This is a genomic window from Qipengyuania flavescens, assembly GCF_029688735.1.
GTDB lineage: Bacteria > Pseudomonadota > Alphaproteobacteria > Sphingomonadales > Sphingomonadaceae > Qipengyuania.
Window position 1 is genome coordinate 738,415 of record NZ_JARULD010000002.1, and the last position, 18,836, is coordinate 757,250.

Here is an 18,836-nt window from a genome sequence, read left to right on the forward strand (position 1 = left end):
TCACTTGCCATAGCGCTTCGCGTAGAATGCCAGTGCGGTCAGAACGCTCGAGAAAATCGCGAGTAGTATGCAGGTCCCGGCCCATCTTAAGGCATCGTAGGCTGCGGTCCCGGCATAGCTGCCCAGGCCGCCGCCAATGAACATCAGCACGACATAGATCGTAGTCAGGCGCGTGCGCAGATCGGGGCGCAGGGTCAGGAACGTCATGCGTCCCGTCACATCGATCCCGGGCCCGACCAGATTGGCCAGTACCAGGGGAACGAGCAGGGTGACGACCGCGCCGCCGAGGGGCCAGAGCAACAGGACGCCGAACAGCTGGACGGCGGCGAAAATCGCGCGGGCCGTCCGCGCGCCAACCTCGTCCGCCCAGCGACCGAGTCGCGGCGTCGAGAAAATGCTGACCGCCGCGATCCCGGCGAGATAGCCTACCGTATCGGTGCCGTAGCCCATCACGGGCGAGGTCAGATACAGAGCGAGCGCGAGCCACAGCGCGATAAATTGCCCGAAATTGAGAGCCTGGATTGCACCTGATACGAGGATCTCTCGGTATTCCCTGATAAGCGGAAAGACCGTCAGCAGCAGCGCACCATAGCTTTCGTGCCCCGCTGTATCGCGCTCGCCGCCCTCCATTAGCCGGGGGAGGGCTAAGGTCACCGCCAGCATCATTGCAGTCGCAATCCAGTAGACCGCGCGCCAGTCGGCATATTCGGCGAGCACGCCTGCTCCGACCCGGGCGATCAGTATCCCGACGATCACCCCGGCCGTCAGCAAGGCCATGACCTGCCCGAGCCGCTCAGGTGCCACCCGCTTGGACGCGTAGGCCGGCAACAAATAGGGCGCGATGGTGAAGAAGCCGAGAAGCGTCGAACCGGCGACGAAGAGCGCGAAGCTTCCCGCCAGCGTCATTAGCGTCAGCGAGGCCGTCTGGCCGGCGGCGAACACGATCGTCAACCGCCGGTTCGATATCCGATCGCCGAGCGGGAGAAGGAGGAAGATGCCCACTGCCAAGGCAAGCTGGTTGAGCGCCGGGACCAGTCCGATGCGCGCGTGGCTGACACCGAAATGATCAGCCACGTCGCCGATGATGGGATGGATGTAATAGGCATTGGCCGTCACGACTGCGACGGCGATGCAAAGGGACAATTCCTGCGCGCGGCTCAGGCGCGACAGTTCGCTCAAGCGAGGTGGCCTGCCTTGCGTGCCATGGCGATCAGTCCCTCGGCGAGCGCTTCGGGCTGGTCTTCCTGGCAGAAATGCCCGCAGGTCGGCAAAGTCCTGTGCGGCTGTCCCCCGGCCCCGGCGATGCGATCGATCAGGAACTTCTCGCTGCCTTTGGTGATCGGGTCGTCCTCGCCGAAAAGCGTCAGGAAAGGCTTGTCGTACGCCGCCAGTGCCGGCCACGCCGCCTTGTTGTCTTCCACGCCGGGCATGCCATCTTCTACCGGGACGAGGCTCGGGAAAGCGCGCGCGCCGGCCTTGTGAGCTTCGGTCGGAAAGGGGGCGTCGTAGGCGGCAATCTCCGCCTCGCTTCGTTCGGTCGCGGTTGCACGGTCGAGCAGCGCGCCGATGCGGAAATCGGGCGAGTTGCGCGAGAATTCGCGCCACGCGAGGAAGGCTTGCGAGGGGGTGCCGCCCGCAGGCAGGAAGGTGTTGCTCGCTACGGCACAGGCGAAGAGGTCAGGATCGTGGGCCAGCATGCGCAGGCCGAGCAGTCCGCCCCAATCCTGCACGAACAGGGCGGCGGGCCGCGGCTCGACCGCGCTGCGCCATTGCTTCAGCCAATCGACGTGGCGCGCATAGGTGTAGAAGTCGATATCGTCCGGCTTGTCGCTCTTCCCAAAGCCGATGAGGTCGGGTGCGAGCACCCGGAACCCGGCATCGGCGAGGATCGGTATCATCTTGCGATAAAGAAACGACCAGCTTGGCTCGCCATGGAAGAGCAGGACCGGTGGAGCATCCTTTGGCCCTTCGTCGACGTAATGCTGACGGGCGGTCAGCCCACGGCCAAGGTCGACCTCGAACCAGTTTTCCGCGAACGGGTAGTCGGGGATGTCGGCGAACCGTTCGGACGGCGTGCGCAGGATTTCCATGGGTATCTCCCTCGGCCAGACCGCGACCCGAACAGGCTCGCAAGATCAGTCCTTCATCGAAACCCTTACGGCGTCTTCTTCGTCGTGTCACCCAGCTGGCTGACCGGCACCGTTTCCTTGAACGTATGCGTGACATAGGGGAACGGGATCTCGATGCTGGCTTCGTCGAGCGCGGCCTTGATCGCGCGGACGACCTTGTCCTTGCTTTCCCAACCGGCGCGCGGTGTCGATCCCGCCCACCAGCGCACCAGGAAATCGACCGAGCTGGAATTGAACTCCTGCGCGAAGATATCGACGCCCTTGCTGGCGAGCACATCTTCCACGTCCTCGACCGCGCGGCGGATCACATCGGCGGCATGATCGAGCTGCGTATCGTAAGACACGCCGACCACCACCTCATGACGGCGCTGATCGACATCGGTGAAAATCTCGACCGGATTCTTGAAGAGGATGGAGTTAGGGACGACTGTCAGTTCGCCGGAAAGCTTGCGCACATGCGTTTCGCGCAAGGTGATGTACTCGACCTTCCCGGTGATGCCTTCACATTCGATGATATCGCCGATGCGCATCTTCTCGCGCACCATGATCAGCACACCCGCGAGGAAGTTCTCGAAAATATCCTGGAAGGCGAAGCCGATCGCGACGGCGCCGATGCCGAGCCCCGCGAGCAGGCTGGCCGGGGTGAGATCGGGCATGACAACGACCGCGGCGATGAACAGGCCGATCAGCCAGATGCCGAGCTTCACCAGCGTGTCGATCAGATTTTTCAGGCTCGCACGGATTTCCGTGCGGCCGACGATCATGTCCGAAATGCGGACGGCAAACCGGGCCACGATCCACGTGACGAAAAGTATGACGAGCGCAATGGCTATGCTGGGCAGGGCTTCGATAAACCCGGTTCCCATATCCTGCAGCTGGTCGCGCAGCGTGCCGATGTAATTCACGTGTATGGAACTCCCTTTGCGGGGCAACGCCGGATGGCGCCAAAGGGTTCCGGCGACACTCAGCCGGTACGGACAGCGCCGTTACTTCGCGGCGTGTTCCTTGCGTGCGAGTTCATGCAGCCAGTCGGCATGCCGAGGGGCCTTCTTCGTCTGGCTCCATTCTTCCAGCATCATCGGCGCGACGCGCTTGAGTTCTGCATATTGCTCGTCGGTCCCGATATCGGTTGCCAGTTCGACGCGGTGGCCGTTGGGATCGAAAAAGTAGATCGACTTGAAGATGCCATGATGCGTCGGGCCCAGCACATCGATACCGAGGCTTTCGACATGCCTCTTCGCAGCCAGCAGTTCGTCCTCGCTATCTACCTTGAAGGCAAGATGCTGGACCCACTGCGGCGTGTTCTCATCGCGGCCCATATCCTTCTGGTTGGGCAATTCGAAGAAGGCGAGGATGTTGCCGTTACCTGCATCGAGGAAGACGTGCATGTAAGGGTCGTATTCGCCGGTCGAGGGCACGTGGTCTTCGGCGAAGGCCGTCGTGTAGTCCATGCCAAGGACCTTGCCGTACCACTCGACGGTCTCCTTGGCGTCTCTACAGCGATAGGCGGCGTGGTGAACGCCGCCCAGCTTGACGGGGTGGGGTGCTGTCTCGCTCATTCCGCAGGCTCCGCTTCGACCGTTTCCGCATCCTCGACGCTCAGCACACCGCGCTTGATCTGGTCGCGTTCCATGCTCTCGAAAAGGGCCTTGAAATTGCCTTCGCCGAACCCTTCGTCGCCCTTGCGCTGAATGAATTCGAAGAACACCGGGCCGACTTGTGCCTCGGCGAAAATTTGGAGCAGCAGGCGGGGCTGGCCGCCTTCGGTCGTGCCATCGAGCAGGATGCCGCGCATCTTGAGCTCGTTCACGTCCTCGCCGTGGTCGGGCAGGCGTTCTTCCAGCATTTCGTAATAGGTTTCCGGCGGCGCAGTCATGAACGGCACGCCGAGGTCCTTGAGGTTGTCCCAGCACTTGACGAGATCGTCGCAGATCAGCGCGATGTGCTGAATGCCTTCGCCATTGAATTCCTTGAGGAACTCTTCGATCTGGCCCTTGCCGCCTTCGCCTTCCTCGTTCAGCGGGATGCGGATTTTTCCGTCTGGCGCGGTCAGCGCCTTGGAGGTGAGGCCGGTATATTCGCCCTTGATGTCGAAGAAGCGGATTTCGCGGAAGTTGAAGAGCGTCTCGTAATAGTCCGCCCAATATTTCATGCGACCGTTGTAAACGTTGTGCGTGAGGTGGTCGATGACATTGAAGCCTGCGCCGTCGGGGAATTTCTCGACACCCGGCAGATATTCGAAGTCAATGTCGTAGATCGACAGGCCTTGGCCGTCGTCATCGGCATAGCGGTCGAGCAGATAGACGATTGCCCCGCCGATGCCGCGGATCGCGGGAATGCGCAGCTCCATCGGCCCGGTCTCGACCTGCACCGGCTCCGCCCCCCGGGCGAGCAGTTCGTCATAGGCTTTCTTCGCGTCGCGAACGCGGAAGCCCATACCGCAGGCCGAGGCACCGTGCTCACGCGCGAAGAACCATGCGGCGCTGCGCGGTTCGTAATTGAGAATGAGGTTGATTCCGCCCTGGCGCCACAGATACACGTCTTTCGACCGGTGCGTGGCGACGTGGGTAAAGCCCATTGCTTCGAAGACCGGCTCGATCGCGCCCTTTTCCGGAGCGCAGAATTCGACGAATTCGAAGCCGTCGAGGCCAATGGGGTTTTCGAAGAGATCGGGCATTTCGGTCCTCGGTGATTTGAATGGTTGCAATGGAAACTAGTTACAAAAGTTACCGTTTGCTGTCAAGGATCGAACGGTTCGGGGCCAGCCGCAGTTCCGTCGGTCGCAATTGTGCTTGCGCAGGCGGCGCAACTGTGATTCTGTGACATCATGAAACGGACCGGTTCCATCGCAGCGATCCGCAATGGCAACGCGAGCCAGCATGGCGCGCTGGCCGCGCTGCTCGTGATGGGCGGAATTGCCATTGCGGGACCGTCGGGCCTCCTCGCCTGGAGCGAGAACCTGCGCCTGCTCGACCAGCGCAAGGTTCAGCTTGCCGAGATCGAGAAAGAGCGCACGGCGTTGAAGAACCGCGTGGCTCTGCTGCATCACGACCATGCCGATCCGGACATGGTGGGCGAACTGCTGCGCAGCCAGCTCAACGTCGTCCATCCGGATGAAGTCGTCATCAAGCTGGAAGACTGAGTTTCGCGCCAAGCGGCTGCATTCCGTAAGGGTTTTCGTATGCACATGCGCACCGCGCGTGTTGCGCGGCAGGTGCGGCTGTGCCTATAGGCTCGGCACATATTCCTCCCCGGAAGAACAAGGATAGGATGTCTTGGCCAAAGCCCCCAAGAGCAAGAAAAGCCCCGCAAAGTCGCCCACCGAGGATACGGATTTCGTCCTCCACTCGCTGCAGGACACGCTGGAAAAGGACAGGCGCTACAAGGCGAGCGACGAGCAGCTGCAGCATTTCTACGAACAGATGCTGCTCATCCGCCGGTTCGAGGAACGCGCCGGCCAGCTTTACGGCCTCGGCCTCATTGGCGGTTTCTGCCACCTCTACATCGGTCAGGAAGCGGTTGCCGTCGGCCTGCAATCGGCGCTGACCGAAGGGCTCGACAGCGTCATCACTGGCTATCGCGATCATGGCCACATGCTCGCCTATGGCATCGATCCCAAGGTCATCATGGCCGAACTCACCGGTCGCGAAGCGGGCATTTCCAAGGGCAAGGGCGGCTCGATGCACATGTTCAGCACCGAGCACAAATTCTACGGCGGTCACGGCATCGTCGGCGCGCAAGTTTCGCTCGGCGGCGGGCTCGCACTCGCCCACCAGTACAATAACGATGGCGGCCTCTGCCTTGCCTATTTCGGCGACGGCGCGGCGAACCAGGGCCAGGTCTACGAGACTTTCAACATGGCGGCGCTGTGGAACCTGCCGATCGTGTTCGTGGTCGAGAACAACCAGTATGCCATGGGCACGGCGGTCAAGCGCAGCTCGGCAGAAACCGAATTCTATCGCCGCGGCACCGCCTTCCGCATCCCCGGCATGAAGGTCAATGGCATGGACGTTCTCGAAGTGCGCCAAGCCGCCGAGATCGCCTTCAAGCATGTGCGCGAAGGCAAGGGGCCGGTGTTGATGGAATGCGAAACCTATCGCTACCGGGGGCACTCCATGTCCGACCCGGCCAAGTACCGCACGCGCGAGGAGGTTCAGGACATCCGCGAGCACAAGGACCCGATCGAAGGGCTGAAGAAGTTCATGATCGAGAACGGCAGCAAGGAAGACGATCTGAAAGCGATCGACAAGGACATCCGCAAGGTCGTCAGCGAGGCGGCCGATTTCGCCGAGAGCTCGCCCGAACCGGAGGCTTCCGAACTCTACACCGATGTTCTGGTGGAGGAGTATTGAGCCATGGCTATCGAACTCAAGATGCCCGCGCTGTCTCCCACGATGGAGGAAGGCACACTTGCTAAATGGCTAAAGTCGGAAGGTGACGAGATCGTCGCCGGAGACATCATCGCCGAGATCGAGACCGACAAGGCGACGATGGAATTCGAGGCGGTCGACGAAGGCACGCTTGGCAAGATCATGGTCGAGGAAGGCACCGAAGGTGTGAAGGTCGGTACCGTGATCGCCATGCTGGCCGGCGAAGGCGAAGATGCGTCCGACATTGAGGCACCGGCAGCGACGGACGAGGTCGAAGACGTAGAGGGCGAGGGCAAGGATGTCGGTCGGGAGGAGAGCGCGGCCGAAATCACTAAGCCGAAGCCCAAGGCCGATGTCCGCGATCCGGATGTCCCCGAAGGCACAAGCTACACCTCTACCAGCGTCCGCGAAGCACTGCGCGACGCCATGGCCGAGGAAATGCGCCGCGACGAGCGCGTCTTCGTTATGGGCGAGGAAGTCGCCGAGTATCAGGGTGCCTATAAGGTCACGCAGGGCCTGCTCGACGAATTCGGGCCGAAGCGGGTGATCGACACGCCGATTACCGAATACGGCTTTGCCGGCATCGGCACGGGCGCAGCGATGGGCGGCCTGCGCCCGATCGTCGAGTTCATGACCTTCAACTTCGCCATGCAGGCGATCGACCACATCATCAATTCCGCAGCCAAGACCAACTACATGTCCGGTGGCCAGATGCGCTGCCCGGTCGTGTTCCGCGGCCCCAATGGCGCGGCGAGCCGGGTCGGTGCGCAGCACAGCCAGAACTACGGACCGTGGTACGCGAGCGTGCCCGGCCTGATCGTGATCGCGCCTTACGACAGTGCCGATGCGAAAGGCCTGATGAAGGCGGCGATCCGCAGCGAAGATCCGGTCGTCTTCCTCGAGAACGAGCTGGTCTACGGGCGCAGCTTCGACGTGCCCGACATGGACGATTACGTCCTGCCGATCGGCAAGGCGCGTATCATGCGCGAAGGCTCCGACGTGACGATCGTCGCCTACTCGATCGCTGTCGGGCTCGCGCTCGAAGCTGCCGAGGAACTGGCGGGCGAGGGCATCGATGCAGAAGTCATCGACCTGCGCACCCTGCGCCCTCTCGACAGGGAAACGGTGCTGGCATCGCTGGCGAAGACGAACCGCCTTGTGATTGCGGAAGAGGGCTGGCCAACCTGTTCGATCGCTTCGGAGATCATCGCGATCTGCATGGAGGATGGCTTCGACCATCTCGACGCCCCGGTGACGCGCGTGTGCGACGAGGACGTACCGCTGCCCTATGCGGCGAACCTCGAGAAGCTTGCGCTGATCGATACGCCGCGCATCGTGAAGGCGGCCAAGAAGGTCTGCTACCGGGACTGACCCGGGGCGGTATAGGCGTGAAAATCAAAGAGGCCCGCGCCATTGGTTGGTGCGGGCCTTTTGCGCCTGTTACGTAATTTCCTGCGGCAAAACCTTTCCCACCACGAGCTGACGAAGGTTAAATCCCTGCGACGCTTTTGCACTCGCTTTCTCGGATCTCCGGCAATTTGAGGGTTAAGCGGAGGCGGCGTTTTAGCGTTCCTTAACCACACCGCTTTACAGGCTTCTCATACAAGCGTGGCAAAAGGCACGCTCTGCAAAAGCCTGGGTGTGGTTTTATGATCGATCGTATGAGAAATCTGGTTCGCGATATCCGCAAGGATGAAGGCGGCAATGTGCTGACCCTCATGGGCCTGTCGATGATTCCTCTGGTCGGGACGCTCGGCTTGGCCATCGATGTCGCCCAATGGATCAGCTGGAAGCGCGATCTTCGCAGTGCTGCTGACTCGGCTGCTATGGCCGGCGGGCTTGAGCTCAAGAACGGTGGCGATGCAGAGGAAGTCGATGCCGTGGTCCGCAACGTGCTGGGCCGCAACACCCAGCATTCGTATATCATCGAAGCAGTAGAGACGCCGCCGACGGCCGGCGAATTCGCTGGCGATGCCAGCATGGTCCGCGTAGTCCTGTCGACTTCGACCAAGCTGCCGTTTTCCAGCTTCTTCATGCCGACTGCACCGACGATCCGCGTCGAGGCGGTGGCTCAGGCTTCAAGTGAGGTCGCGAACTGCATGATCGCGCTTTCGCCAAACGGTACGGCGCTTTCCATCACGGGCTCTTCCTCGGTCGACATGAACTGCGGCTTGCAGTCCAACTCCGATTTCGATGCCACGTCGAGCGACAGTATCGTGGCCGGTGCGCTCTCGGCAGTCGGCAACGTCATCGAGGGCAACAATATTTCGGAAGACACACGCATCAACCGCGGTGTTGCTCCCGAAACCGATCCCTATGCCGACCTTATCTCGGATCCCGACGAAGTGTGTTCGAATACAGCATCGGTCTCGGGTAACGGCAACATCCTCTATCCGGGTTGCTACAAAGGGATCACAATTAATAGCAAGGCGCGAGTAACTTTACAGCCGGGCACTTACTACCTCGGCGAGGGCGGGTTCAAGGTCGCAGGTCAGGCGCAAGTTATCGGCAACGGTGTGACGCTGGTGTTCACCAACACCAGCTCTCCATTCAACGCCAACAAGGTCGGCACGTTCGATGCAATGGGGACATCGAACGTCCAGATTACCGCGCCCGACACCGGAGACTACGCCGGCATCCTGATGCATCAGGACAGCCGCACTCCGCTGTCGAACGCGAACCGCCTCTTTGTAACCGGCGACAACGATTCCGAGTTCGAGGGCACGATTTACTCGCCCAGCAACCAGGTGACCTTCAGCGGGAACAGCAGCATGACGACCGACTGCCTGCAGATCGTGGCGCAGTACATCACCTTCACCGGCAACACTTCAGTGTCCAATACCTGCCAGCCGGGTCGCGGCGTGGTCTCTTTTTCCGGTGCACAGGTTCTGAGGTTGCGCAAATGATTACGCGAAAGAGCCGTAAGCTTCGCGGGGACCAACAGGGTACGGCGACTATCGAACTGGCTATTGCAACGCCGGTGCTCCTAATGTTCGCACTTGGGGGCATCGATCTGGCACTTGGCTTTGTCCATAAGCTGGAGGTGCAGCAATATGCGCAGATCGGCGCGGACTATGTCATGTCGGAGATGGAAACGGTGCCGACCGACGTGGAGATAAAAGCCCGCGTGCACGAAGGTAGCGGTGTGCCTCTCGGAGATATCACCGTGGAACGGTGGATCGAATGCGATGGAGAGAAAAACAGTTTGCCGGCCTGTATCAACGCTGGCTTCGACTACACGCAGTATCTTTCTATCGAAGTCGATCAAGATTACGAACCGATCCTCGACATCGAGGGATATGCCGATTTTGTCGACACGTTCACGGCAACGGGCAGTGTTACTCTGCAGGTGGAATGATGCGACTATTCAAAAATCTTTCACGAGATCGGCGCGGCGCGGCAGCGGTTGAGTTCGGCCTCGCCATTCCAGTCGCGCTCACGCTGATACTCGGATGCATGAATTTCGGGATCTATCTCTATTTCACCAATTCGATGGCAGCGGCGATCGACGAAACCGCGCGCTCGGCGATCCTCTGGCCGACGCCCGACGATGCGCAATTGCAGACGAATTTCGAGGAATCTCTTTTCACAGCGAAGAGTTTCGGTTCGGCAAACCTGACGGTCACGCACGGCACATCACTCGACGGCCGGGACTATGTCGATCTCGAGGGAACCGGCGCGTATAACGTGAACCTCATTTTCGTGAATCTGGGATCAATCCCGGTGCGTTCGACGCGCAGGGCTTACCTCCAGGCCTGATCTCGGCCATAGGCGCTGGCCATGACTATGGCCAACGCCTGCCGATGACTGTCGAGGATCTGCCTCCCGAGGCGCAGGCAGCCGTGGGCTATGCCTTGCCCGAGCATCGCGGTGCATTCGCTTCGCTGCTGGCCTTCGATCGCAACCTGGCGCGATCCGTTGCGGGGGCCAGCGAGGCCATCGTAGGGCAGTTGCGGCTCGCCTGGTGGCGGGATGCGCTGGCCGTGAGCGCCGATGAGTTGCCGCGCGGAAATCCTTTGCTGGACGAACTTGCCAAGTGCTTCGGCGAGCACCGCCCGCGATTGGGAGCTTTGGTCGATGGGTGGGAAGCTGTCCTGCTGGCCGAGCCCATCGACAGGTCCGCGATACAGGCGTTGAAGGCAGGCCGCGAGGCTGGCTGGCTGGCGCTCGGGACCGCTCTCGGCTCCGAAGCGGATGATCCAGCGGTGCGACTTGCCGCAGGACGGTGGGCATTAGCCGACCTGCTTTCGGGCTTGCCGCAGGAGGATCGCACCCCGGAACTTATCGCCTATACGCAGGCATCACTGGGTCGGCCTGCTTCGATGACCAGAGCGATGCGCCCTCTCGCCGTTCTCGATGCACTGGCGCGCCGCTCGCTTGCTGCCGGCGGCGCGCCCTTGCTTGCCGGGCGCGGCAGCGCCATGGTGGCCTTGCGTGCTGGCGTCTTCGGTCGCTGAAAATCCCAAGCAATCAGGAGGCCAGGACATGAAGGGGTTGGTTGTCGGCAGCACCGCATCGCTGGCTCTTGTCGGTCTCGGATTGTTCTGGTGGCAGGGCAGGGCGCAAGTCGAAGAGGGCGCACCGCCACCGATGGCTGTGGAGAGCGAAGCACCGCTTCCTGAAGTTCCACCGGTCGATCCCGGCGAGGCGATCGGCCCGGCACCGCCCGAGGCGACCGAACTGACGCGCGAGCAGCGCCGCTTCTTCCGCTACGATCGCAACCGCGACTGGCGCATCACCCGCACCGAAATGCTTTCGACCCGCTCCAACGCGTTCCGCAAGCTCGACAAGGACGGCAACAATTTGCTCGACTTCGAGGAATGGGCAGTGGCCACGGTCGACAAGTTCGAAGGCGCCGATGCCGATGGCGATAACGAGCTGACGCCGGGCGAATTCGCGACCACCGCACCGAAGCGCCGCAAGAAGCCGCGCTGCGCCTGTTAGGCTGCGACCAGTTCTGCGCGGGCAATCCATTCGGCGAAATCGGCCTTGGCGCGTGAGGTATAAGCCTCCTTGCGCTGCTTCTTGCCGACATCGTGGAGCGGCGGGAACAGGCCGAAATTGACATTCATGGGCTGGTAGCTCTCGGCCTCCGCATCCCCGGTGATGTGCGCGAGCAGCGCGCCCAGCGCAGTCGTGCGCGGCGGCCCCTGCCACTCGCGACCCGCCAGTTCGGCCGCGGCCATCATGCCGGCGACAAGGCCGACCGCCGAGCTTTCGACATAGCCCTCGCAGCCCGTCACTTGCCCGGCGAAGCGGATATGCTCAGCGCCTTTCAGGCGAAGCTGCCGGTCGAGGACGACGGGCGAATTGAGGAAAGTGTTCCGATGCAGGCCGCCCAGCCGCGCGAATTCGGCATTCTCCAGGCCCGGAATTGTCCGGAAGAGTTCCACCTGCGCGCCGTATTTCAGCTTCGTCTGGAAGCCGACCATGTTCCATAGCGTGCCGAGCTTGTTGTCCTGCCGCAGCTGGACAACGGCGTAAGGCCAGCGACCTTGCGGAAACTCTGGCGTCGTGTCGCGCGGATTGTCCAGCCCGACGGGCTTCATCGGGCCGAAGCGCAATGTGTCGACGCCGCGCGATGCCATCACCTCGATCGGCATGCAGCCTTCGAAGTAGGGAGTGTCCTTCTCCCACTCGCGGAACTCGGTCTTCTCGCCATCCATCAGACCCTGGTGGAAGGCGAGATACTGCTCCTTGGTCATCGGGCAATTGATATAATCGCCGTCCTCGTTCGAGGCCTCGTTTCGCTTGTTCCAGCGCGACTGAATCCAGCAGATATCCATGTCGATGCTTTCGCGATGGACGATCGGCGCGATGGCGTCGAAGAAGGCAAGGCGATCCTGTCCGGTGGCTTTCACGATGCTCTCGGCGAGCGCCTGCGCGGTCAGTGGCCCCGTCGCCACGATCGTCGGGCCTTCATTGGGCAGAGCATCCACCCGTTCGCGCACGACAGTGACCTTGGGATGCTCGTCGAGCGTCCGCTGGACTTCGGCGGAGAAGACATCGCGATCGACTGCCATGGCGGACCCCGCGGGCACGCGCGCCTTTTCGCCTGCGCGCATCACGAGGCTGTCGAGTTCGCGCATCTCGTGATGCAGCAGGCCGACGGCGTTCTTGTCGCTATCGTCGGAGCGGAAGCTGTTCGAACAGACGAGCTCGGCCAATCCGTCGGTCTGGTGGGCTGGCGTCATGTCGCCGCCACCCCGCATTTCGGACAAACGCACGCTGAAACCGCGCTGCGCGAGCTGCCAGGCGGCCTCGCTGCCGGCCAGCCCGCCACCGATGATGTGGATATCGTGGGTCATCGCGTGCCCTGTAAGGCTTGCGCCCCTGTCGCATCAAGGCCTAGCGGGATGTATGGCGCACAAAGCCCTTGCCGATCATCGCCCCTGGTTGCTGCTGAGCCTGCTGGCGGCGGTCACCTATTTCTTCGTCATGGACGACGAGATCGGTGGCGCGTGGCTGATGATCTGGAAAGGCGCGGGCGTCGGTTTACTTTCGGTCTACGCTGCCGCGCGGGGGAGGGGCACCGATGGGCTGCTGATTGCTGCGGTCATGGCGATCGCAGCCTGTGCCGACGTGGCGCTGGAGATCAGCTTTCTGATAGGAGGCGGGCTGTTCGCGCTTTCGCACCTCGTCGCCATCGCAATGTACCTGCGGAACCGGAGAGCGAAGACGAGCATTAGCCAGCGGCTTGCCGGCCTCGCTCTGGTTGTTTTGCCTGCTGTCATCGCTGCCGGGATGACGCGCCCACTGCCGAACTGGGAACTTGCCACGGCCTATAGCGGGCTGGTCGGACTGATGGCCGCTGCCGCCTGGACAAGCCGGTTTCCCCGGTATCGCGTGGGCATAGGTGCCGTCATGTTTGTGGTGAGCGACTTGATGATCTTCGCCCGCGAGTCGCAAACTCTCCCCGGCGAGTTGACCGAATGGTTCGTTTGGCCACTCTACTATGCCGCACAGTTCCTGATCGTGACAGGCGTGGTCCAGACATTGCGTAGTCGGAGAAGCTAAGGCCGCCAAGCGGCAATCGTGGCGCGATGCAACTCCCGCCGGTGACCTTCATATCCGCCCGTCGCCTTGTGCAGAACGGCGCGGTTGTCCCACACGATAAGCATGTCGGGTTCCCAAACATGGCGGTAGATGAATTTGTCGCGGGACTGCCACTGCGAAAGCTCAGTGAGGAGGGCGATCGCCTCGGTTTGGGCCATCCCTTCGATGCCGATGATATAACCAAGCGTCGAGAACAGGGCTTCCTCGCCTGTTTCCGGGTGGCGATGGACGAGTGGGTGGGCCTGGGTCGCGTTCGCGCTTTCATCGGGCCGGATCGCCATCGAACGATCGCCCGCGCGATCCTTCTCGCCATAGGTGCCATCGGGCGCATAGGCGAGCTTTGCGCTGTGAATGGCAGTCAGCGCGCGAAGCTTCTCCTTTCTCTCCACCGGTAGGGCATCGAACGCCGCCACCTGGTTTGCGAAGAGCGTGTCGCCGCCTGCGGGCGGGATATCGAATGCCATCAGGCAGGTCCCGGCGGGCGGATGCTCGAGAAAGCTCCAGTCGCTGTGCCAATTCTCGGCGAAGAGCGGCGCTTGTTCGTCGGCCTCGCGGAGAATTGCGGCAATATGCTTTCGCCCCTCGATAGGATCGAAGAAGGGATCCTCGCCGAACCCGCCCATCGCGCGCGTTAAGAATTCGAGAGTATCGTCGCTCGCCGGTTGGCCGGGAAAAGCGAGGACACGATGTTCGAGCCATGCCGACCGGATCTCCGCGGCCAGCTCGGGACCAATCGGGCGGGACAGGTCGAGCCCGGTAACACGTGCACCGCACGCCTGTCCGCTTGGCTCGACCTTCAGCCTCACCGGAAAGGCCTCATCCGCCCGGCTCACCATCGATGTTCTTGTCCGAATGTGCGGTCGTGTGCGGGGTTGTCTGCTCGAGACCGCCGCGGGCCGCGATTTCGTCCGCGACCTTTTCCTCGGCCTCGTTCTCCGGCTCTTCGGTTTCGTCGATCAAAGCCGCGCCGACGATGCGTTCGCCTTTCGCGACCTTGAAGATGCTTACACCCGATGAGGTCCGCCCCGAGATCGAATAGCCCGCGTGGTTTTCGAAGCCATCTTCGAGCAAGTGCCGGAAATCGATCGGCAGGCGGATGAGCTTCGCCTGGTCGGTCACCAGCATGAGCTGCGAGCCGTGCTTGACCGGGAAGCTGCCGACCACGGAGCCATTGCGGTCCGGATTGCTCGACGGCTCGCCGATATTGGTCAGGCCCTGGCCGCCGCGGCCGATGGTGCGGTACTCGTAGGCGGAAGAAATCTTGCCGTAGCCGCGCTCGGTCAGTGTTAGGATGAACTCCTCGCACTCCTCCATCTGCTCGACCTTTTCGGCATCGAGCGTTGGATCGGTTTCGTTGTTCTTCCAGACCGCGGCGCGCAGATAAGCGTCGCGGACGTCGGTGTCGCGCTCGCAGGCGTCGAGCACAGCCAACGAGACGACCTTCGCGCCATCCTTCAGCGTCATACCGCGCACGCCGATGCCGGTGCGGCTCTTAGTTTCGCGCGCATCGGTGGCGGCGAATCGGATCGCCTTTCCGGCGTCCGAGGCCAGGAAAATCTCCTGATCCTCGCTCAGCAATTTGACGCCGATCAGGCGGTCGCCGCTGTCCTCGACGAAGCCCATCGCATATTTGCCGTTGGAGGGGACATTGGTGAATGCGTCCATCGAATTGCGCCGGACCATGCCCTGTTCGGTCGCGAAGACGATGTTGAGCGCGCTCCATTCGCTCTCGTCTTCGGGCAAGGGCAGCACGTTGGTCACGCGCTCGTCGTCGCCCAGCGGCAAAAGGTTCACCATCGGGCGGCCCTTGGTTGTCGGTCCGCCTTCGGGCAGCTTCCACACCTTAAGGCGATAGACGCGGCCCGTATTTGTGAAGAACAGCACCGGGTTGTGCGTCGACGTTACGAACATTTCGACGACGGCATCCTCGTCCTTCGTCGCCATCGAGCTACGGCCCTTGCCGCCGCGGGCCTGCGCCCGGAACGCCTGCAAGGGGGTGCGCTTGATGTAGCCGCCGTGAGTGACGGTGACGACCATCTCCTCGCGTTCGATCAGATCCTCGTCCTCGAGGCCGTCCCAAGCGGGCGCGATTTCGGTGATCCGCGGCGTAGCGTAGCTGGCTTTGATCTCTTCCAGCTCTTCGCGCATCACGCCGTAGAGCTTCACCCGATCGGCGAGGATCGAGAGATATTCCTCGATCGCAACACTCAGTTCCTTGAGTTCGTCGCCGATCTCGTCGCGGCCCAGCGCGGTGAGGCGATGGAGGCGAAGGTCGAGGATCGCCTTTACCTGCCGCTCGGACAGGCGATATGTCCCGCCCGTCTGTTCGTCGCTCGGCTCGATGGCTTCGACCAGCGCAATATATTGCGCGATATCGCCGATCGGCCATTCCTTGGCGAGTAGCTTGGCGCGCGCATTGGCCGGATTGGACGAGCCGCGGATCATTGCCACTACCTCGTCCAGATTGGAGACGGCAACCACCAGGCCGAGCAAAATGTGCGCGCGTTCGCGGGCCTTGTTCAGCTCGAACTTGGTGCGGCGGGTGATAACCTCCTCGCGGAAGCCGATGAAGGCTTGGATGAACTCGCGCAGGGTCAGCGTTTCGGGGCGTCCGCCGCGGATCGCCAGCATGTTCGCCGGGAAGCTCGCCTGAGCGGGTGTATAGCGCCAGATCTGGTTGAGCACGACTTCGGGCGAGGCATCGCGCTTCAGGTCCACGACCACGCGTACGCCTTCGCGCGAGCTTTCGTCGCGGATGTCCGAGATGCCTTCGATCCGCTTTTCCTTCGCGGCTTCGGCGATCTTCTCGACCAGCGAGCTCTTGCCGACCTGGAAAGGGATCGAAGTCAGCACGATCGAGCGCCGATCACCGCGCTTTTCTTCGAATTCGTGCCGCGCGCGCATCAGGATCGAGCCGCGGCCCGTTGTGTAGGCCGCGCGGGCGCCGGACTTGCCGAGAATCAGGGGAGCAGTCGGAAAATCGGGCCCCGGAATGATCTCGAACAATTCCTCGCTGGTGATCGCTGGGTTGTCCATGAAGGCGAAGCAGCCGTCGATGACCTCGCCGAGATTGTGCGGCGGAATGTTCGTTGCCATGCCGACCGCGATGCCGCCCGCGCCATTGACGAGCAGGTTCGGGAAGCGGGCCGGGAGGACCGTCGGTTCGCGCCGGGACTGGTCGTAATTGTCCGCGAAATCGACCGTGTCCTTGTCGAGATCGTCGAGCAGGGCGTTGGCCACGCGCGCAAGTCGCGCTTCGGTATACCGCATCGAAGCCGGCGGGTCGGGATCCATCGAACCGAAGTTGCCCTGACCGTCTACCAGCGGCACCCGCAGCGACCAGTCCTGCGTCATGCGCGCCAGCGCGTCGTAGATCGCCGCGTCGCCGTGCGGGTGATAGTTACCCATCACGTCGCCGACGATCTTGGCGCTCTTGCGATAGGGCCGCCCGGCGACGAAGCCGCCTTCCTGGCTGGCGAAGAGAATGCGCCGATGCACCGGCTTCAATCCGTCGCGCACATCGGGCAGTGCGCGGCTGACGATCACGCTCATCGCGTAATCGAGATAGCTCGTTTTCATCTCATCGACGATGTCGATGCGCGTGTAGTCGCCTCCGTCGTAGGGAGGGGGATCAAGGACTTCGGTATCGTCTGACAAGACAGCTTTTCCGTTCTGCGAACTGCTTATGTTCTGGTCGGTCGGAGGTTACGCCAAAGCCACGCAGGTTGCCACCGAGGGGAGGGAACACAGGGCGGTTTCGCGCGCTTTTTCCACATATGGGTGCGCGTATGCCAGATTGTATGCTGAACGAGCGGCACGGGCCGTATTCAAAGCCCGTTCAGCCCGCTTCGCCTAGAACGATTTGCAATGAGAGCGTACTGACGGCATTGCCGATTTCGTTGACAACAATCGGCGCCGCGCGCGCTCAGGCCCCCTTACCACTCTTGGGAGTATACCTATGATTTTCACTCGTCTCGCCCGCGCCAACGGCGCGGCTTCCACACTCGCAATGGCCCTCGCTCTCGCGACCGGCGCAGCCGTTACCGCCACGGCGCTTGAGGCGCCCGCCCTTGCTCAGAAGAAGGCAAAGCCTAGCTATTCGAAGGGCTTCATCGCGGGGTATGCCCCCCTACAGGAAGCCCTGAGCGCAGAAAACCCGGACCCCGCTACCGTCAAAGCCGCAATCCCGGGCGCTGTCGCTGCGATCGAGAATGAAGACGATCGCTTCGCCGCCGGCGGCGCAATCGTGAATGCCGGCCAGAAATTCAACGACAATGCTCTCGCACGCCAGGGGCTCGAGCTGATGCTCGCCAGCGGTAAGGTGGCTCCGGAGCAGGTCGGTCCTTACAACTTCATGATCGGCCAGGTCGCCTATAACGCTAAGGAATATGCCGCCGCACGTTCGGCTCTCGAGGCTGCGATGGCTGCCGGTTATACGGACAACAATCCGGAAGCGATCATCGCCGAGACCTATTTCGCCGAGAATCGCGATGCGGAAGGTCTGGCTTACCTCTCCAACGCTCTAGAGGCCCGCAAGGCGGCCGGTGGCACGCTGGAAGAGGACTGGATCAAGCGCGGTCTGGCCGTCGCGTATCGCGGCGACATGAAGGCGGAAGCGATCAAGTTCGCCAATATGTACGTCTCGGAATTCCCGAGCGAGACCAGCTGGCGCGATGCAATTGCGATCCTGCTGAACACCGGTGGCTATGATAAGCCTGCAACACTCGACCTTCTGCGTCTCGGCCGGCGCGCTGGCACTCTAAACGATGCCCGCCTTTATGGTGAGTATGTCGAAGCAGCGGACTATCGCCGTCTGCCCGCAGAAGTGGTTTCCGTCATCGACGAAGGCCAGTCGAAGGGCTTCCTGTCGGAGAACGATGCCTATCTCGTGGATACCCGCAAGCAGGCTGCCGATCGCGCTGCGGCCGACCGTGCCGATATGGACGGTTTGCTGACCGATGCGCGCAAGTCCGGCGCAACGCTTGCCACCGTTATGGCAGCGGGTGACGCCATGCTCAGCATGGGGCGTCCTGCAGAGGCCGAGGAATTTTACCTCAAGGCTTCCACCATGTCTGGTGCGGACACGCCGATGGCGCTGACCCGCCTTGGCATCGCGCAATACGACCAAGGCAACTATGCCGAAGCGCAAGCGACCTTCAACCGGGTCGAAGGCGCGCGTCAGGCGATCGCCAACCTGTGGGGCGTCTACTCGGGTCAGCAGGGCGGCTGATCCAAGCCGAGCCATGAAATAAGAATGGGCGCGAATTCCTTGGGGAGTTCG

Annotated in this window: 18 protein-coding genes; 10 read left to right on the forward strand and 8 right to left on the reverse strand. The window is 62.0% G+C overall.

Annotated elements, in window-relative coordinates; all coding sequences use genetic code 11:
- The 5 genes from P8R33_RS08850 to hppD form a co-directional block, all read right to left on the reverse strand.
- Nucleotides 1-1,179 carry an MFS transporter gene (locus tag P8R33_RS08850; RefSeq protein ID WP_278328609.1) on the reverse strand — a complete coding sequence of 393 codons (1,179 nt, stop codon included), beginning with the start codon at nucleotides 1,177-1,179 and terminating at the stop codon, nucleotides 1-3.
- The gene (locus P8R33_RS08855; RefSeq protein WP_278328610.1) at nucleotides 1,176-2,090 is read right to left on the reverse strand and encodes a haloalkane dehalogenase; all 915 of its coding nucleotides are present in this window, start codon (nucleotides 2,088-2,090) and stop codon (nucleotides 1,176-1,178) included. Before P8R33_RS08855 ends, P8R33_RS08850 begins: the two co-directional genes overlap by 4 nt.
- Nucleotides 2,091-2,155: 65 nt before the next feature.
- Nucleotides 2,156-3,034 carry a mechanosensitive ion channel family protein gene (locus tag P8R33_RS08860; RefSeq protein ID WP_278328611.1) on the reverse strand — a complete coding sequence of 293 codons (879 nt, stop codon included), beginning with the start codon at nucleotides 3,032-3,034 and terminating at the stop codon, nucleotides 2,156-2,158.
- An 81-nt stretch (nucleotides 3,035-3,115) separates the two neighbouring features.
- Nucleotides 3,116-3,688, reverse strand: a complete 573-nt coding sequence (locus P8R33_RS08865) for a VOC family protein (protein WP_278328612.1) — start codon at nucleotides 3,686-3,688, stop codon at nucleotides 3,116-3,118.
- A complete protein-coding gene (gene hppD, locus P8R33_RS08870; protein ID WP_278328613.1) occupies nucleotides 3,685-4,806 on the reverse strand; it encodes a 4-hydroxyphenylpyruvate dioxygenase in 1,122 nt (373 codons plus the stop codon). The genes P8R33_RS08865 and hppD overlap by 4 nt, the downstream gene beginning before the upstream one ends.
- Nucleotides 4,807-4,956: 150 nt before the next feature.
- Here hppD and P8R33_RS08875 point away from each other — a divergent pair, with 150 nt between their 5' ends.
- The 8 genes from P8R33_RS08875 to P8R33_RS08910 all read left to right on the forward strand — a co-directional run bounded on the left by P8R33_RS08875 (nucleotide 4,957) and on the right by P8R33_RS08910 (nucleotide 11,443).
- Nucleotides 4,957-5,271: an FtsB family cell division protein gene (locus P8R33_RS08875; RefSeq protein WP_278328614.1), complete on the forward strand. Its 315-nt coding sequence runs from the start codon at nucleotides 4,957-4,959 to the stop codon at nucleotides 5,269-5,271.
- A gap of 133 nt (nucleotides 5,272-5,404) precedes the next feature.
- A complete protein-coding gene (gene pdhA, locus P8R33_RS08880; protein WP_278328615.1) occupies nucleotides 5,405-6,481 on the forward strand; it encodes a pyruvate dehydrogenase (acetyl-transferring) E1 component subunit alpha in 1,077 nt (358 codons plus the stop codon).
- 3 nt (nucleotides 6,482-6,484) lie between these two features.
- Nucleotides 6,485-7,870, forward strand: coding sequence for a pyruvate dehydrogenase complex E1 component subunit beta (locus P8R33_RS08885; protein WP_278328616.1), 1,386 nt, complete (start codon nucleotides 6,485-6,487; stop codon nucleotides 7,868-7,870).
- 290 nt (nucleotides 7,871-8,160) lie between these two features.
- Nucleotides 8,161-9,405 carry a pilus assembly protein TadG-related protein gene (locus P8R33_RS08890; protein WP_278328617.1) on the forward strand — a complete coding sequence of 415 codons (1,245 nt, stop codon included), beginning with the start codon at nucleotides 8,161-8,163 and terminating at the stop codon, nucleotides 9,403-9,405.
- Nucleotides 9,402-9,857: a TadE/TadG family type IV pilus assembly protein gene (locus P8R33_RS08895; RefSeq protein ID WP_278328618.1), complete on the forward strand. Its 456-nt coding sequence runs from the start codon at nucleotides 9,402-9,404 to the stop codon at nucleotides 9,855-9,857. Before P8R33_RS08890 ends, P8R33_RS08895 begins: the two co-directional genes overlap by 4 nt.
- Nucleotides 9,857-10,258, forward strand: a complete 402-nt coding sequence (locus tag P8R33_RS08900) for a TadE/TadG family type IV pilus assembly protein (protein ID WP_278328619.1) — start codon at nucleotides 9,857-9,859, stop codon at nucleotides 10,256-10,258. Before P8R33_RS08895 ends, P8R33_RS08900 begins: the two co-directional genes overlap by 1 nt.
- A gap of 44 nt (nucleotides 10,259-10,302) precedes the next feature.
- A complete protein-coding gene (locus P8R33_RS08905; protein ID WP_278328620.1) occupies nucleotides 10,303-10,956 on the forward strand; it encodes a squalene/phytoene synthase family protein in 654 nt (217 codons plus the stop codon).
- A gap of 28 nt (nucleotides 10,957-10,984) precedes the next feature.
- Complete coding sequence (locus P8R33_RS08910) at nucleotides 10,985-11,443, forward strand: EF-hand domain-containing protein (RefSeq protein ID WP_278328621.1); 459 nt, start codon at nucleotides 10,985-10,987, stop codon at nucleotides 11,441-11,443.
- On the opposite strand, the gene trmFO is transcribed toward P8R33_RS08910, so the two are convergent.
- Nucleotides 11,440-12,807 carry a methylenetetrahydrofolate--tRNA-(uracil(54)-C(5))-methyltransferase (FADH(2)-oxidizing) TrmFO gene (gene trmFO, locus P8R33_RS08915; RefSeq protein ID WP_278328622.1) on the reverse strand — a complete coding sequence of 456 codons (1,368 nt, stop codon included), beginning with the start codon at nucleotides 12,805-12,807 and terminating at the stop codon, nucleotides 11,440-11,442. The two genes, P8R33_RS08910 and trmFO, sit on opposite strands and share 4 nt — an antisense overlap.
- Nucleotides 12,808-12,859: 52 nt before the next feature.
- On the opposite strand from trmFO, the gene P8R33_RS08920 reads away from it, so the two are divergent.
- Nucleotides 12,860-13,516, forward strand: coding sequence for a lysoplasmalogenase family protein (locus tag P8R33_RS08920; protein WP_278328623.1), 657 nt, complete (start codon nucleotides 12,860-12,862; stop codon nucleotides 13,514-13,516).
- Here P8R33_RS08920 and P8R33_RS08925 read toward each other — a convergent pair.
- Nucleotides 13,513-14,391 (reverse strand): TauD/TfdA dioxygenase family protein, encoded by an 879-nt coding sequence (locus P8R33_RS08925; protein WP_278328624.1) that lies wholly within the window; start codon nucleotides 14,389-14,391, stop codon nucleotides 13,513-13,515. The two genes, P8R33_RS08920 and P8R33_RS08925, sit on opposite strands and share 4 nt — an antisense overlap.
- Nucleotides 14,372-17,212 (reverse strand): DNA gyrase subunit A, encoded by a 2,841-nt coding sequence (gene gyrA, locus P8R33_RS08930; RefSeq protein WP_278328625.1) that lies wholly within the window; start codon nucleotides 17,210-17,212, stop codon nucleotides 14,372-14,374. Before gyrA ends, P8R33_RS08925 begins: the two co-directional genes overlap by 20 nt.
- Before the next feature lie 301 nt (nucleotides 17,213-17,513).
- Here gyrA and P8R33_RS08935 point away from each other — a divergent pair, with 301 nt between their 5' ends.
- Entirely contained in the window at nucleotides 17,514-18,785 is a 1,272-nt protein-coding gene (locus P8R33_RS08935; RefSeq protein ID WP_278328626.1) for a hypothetical protein, read from the forward strand.
- Nucleotides 18,786-18,836 lie beyond the last annotated feature (51 nt).

What these genes read in the sequence shown, in the direction of transcription:
- P8R33_RS08855 (WP_278328610.1), bottom strand. Translation starts at nt 2,090, where the DNA reads ATGGAAATCCTGCGCACGCCGTCCGAACGGTTCGCCGACATCCCCGAC.
- P8R33_RS08865 (WP_278328612.1), bottom strand. Translation starts at nt 3,688, where the DNA reads ATGAGCGAGACAGCACCCCACCCCGTCAAGCTGGGCGGCGTTCACCAC.
- hppD (WP_278328613.1), bottom strand. Translation starts at nt 4,806, where the DNA reads ATGCCCGATCTCTTCGAAAACCCCATTGGCCTCGACGGCTTCGAATTC.
- P8R33_RS08875 (WP_278328614.1), top strand. Translation starts at nt 4,957, where the DNA reads ATGAAACGGACCGGTTCCATCGCAGCGATCCGCAATGGCAACGCGAGC.
- P8R33_RS08885 (WP_278328616.1), top strand. Translation starts at nt 6,485, where the DNA reads ATGGCTATCGAACTCAAGATGCCCGCGCTGTCTCCCACGATGGAGGAA.
- P8R33_RS08890 (WP_278328617.1), top strand. Translation starts at nt 8,161, where the DNA reads ATGAGAAATCTGGTTCGCGATATCCGCAAGGATGAAGGCGGCAATGTG.
- P8R33_RS08895 (WP_278328618.1), top strand. Translation starts at nt 9,402, where the DNA reads ATGATTACGCGAAAGAGCCGTAAGCTTCGCGGGGACCAACAGGGTACG.
- P8R33_RS08900 (WP_278328619.1), top strand. Translation starts at nt 9,857, where the DNA reads ATGCGACTATTCAAAAATCTTTCACGAGATCGGCGCGGCGCGGCAGCG.
- P8R33_RS08905 (WP_278328620.1), top strand. Translation starts at nt 10,303, where the DNA reads ATGACTGTCGAGGATCTGCCTCCCGAGGCGCAGGCAGCCGTGGGCTAT.
- P8R33_RS08910 (WP_278328621.1), top strand. Translation starts at nt 10,985, where the DNA reads ATGAAGGGGTTGGTTGTCGGCAGCACCGCATCGCTGGCTCTTGTCGGT.
- trmFO (WP_278328622.1), bottom strand. Translation starts at nt 12,807, where the DNA reads ATGACCCACGATATCCACATCATCGGTGGCGGGCTGGCCGGCAGCGAG.
- P8R33_RS08920 (WP_278328623.1), top strand. Translation starts at nt 12,860, where the DNA reads ATGGCGCACAAAGCCCTTGCCGATCATCGCCCCTGGTTGCTGCTGAGC.
- P8R33_RS08925 (WP_278328624.1), bottom strand. Translation starts at nt 14,391, where the DNA reads ATGGTGAGCCGGGCGGATGAGGCCTTTCCGGTGAGGCTGAAGGTCGAG.
- P8R33_RS08935 (WP_278328626.1), top strand. Translation starts at nt 17,514, where the DNA reads ATGATTTTCACTCGTCTCGCCCGCGCCAACGGCGCGGCTTCCACACTC.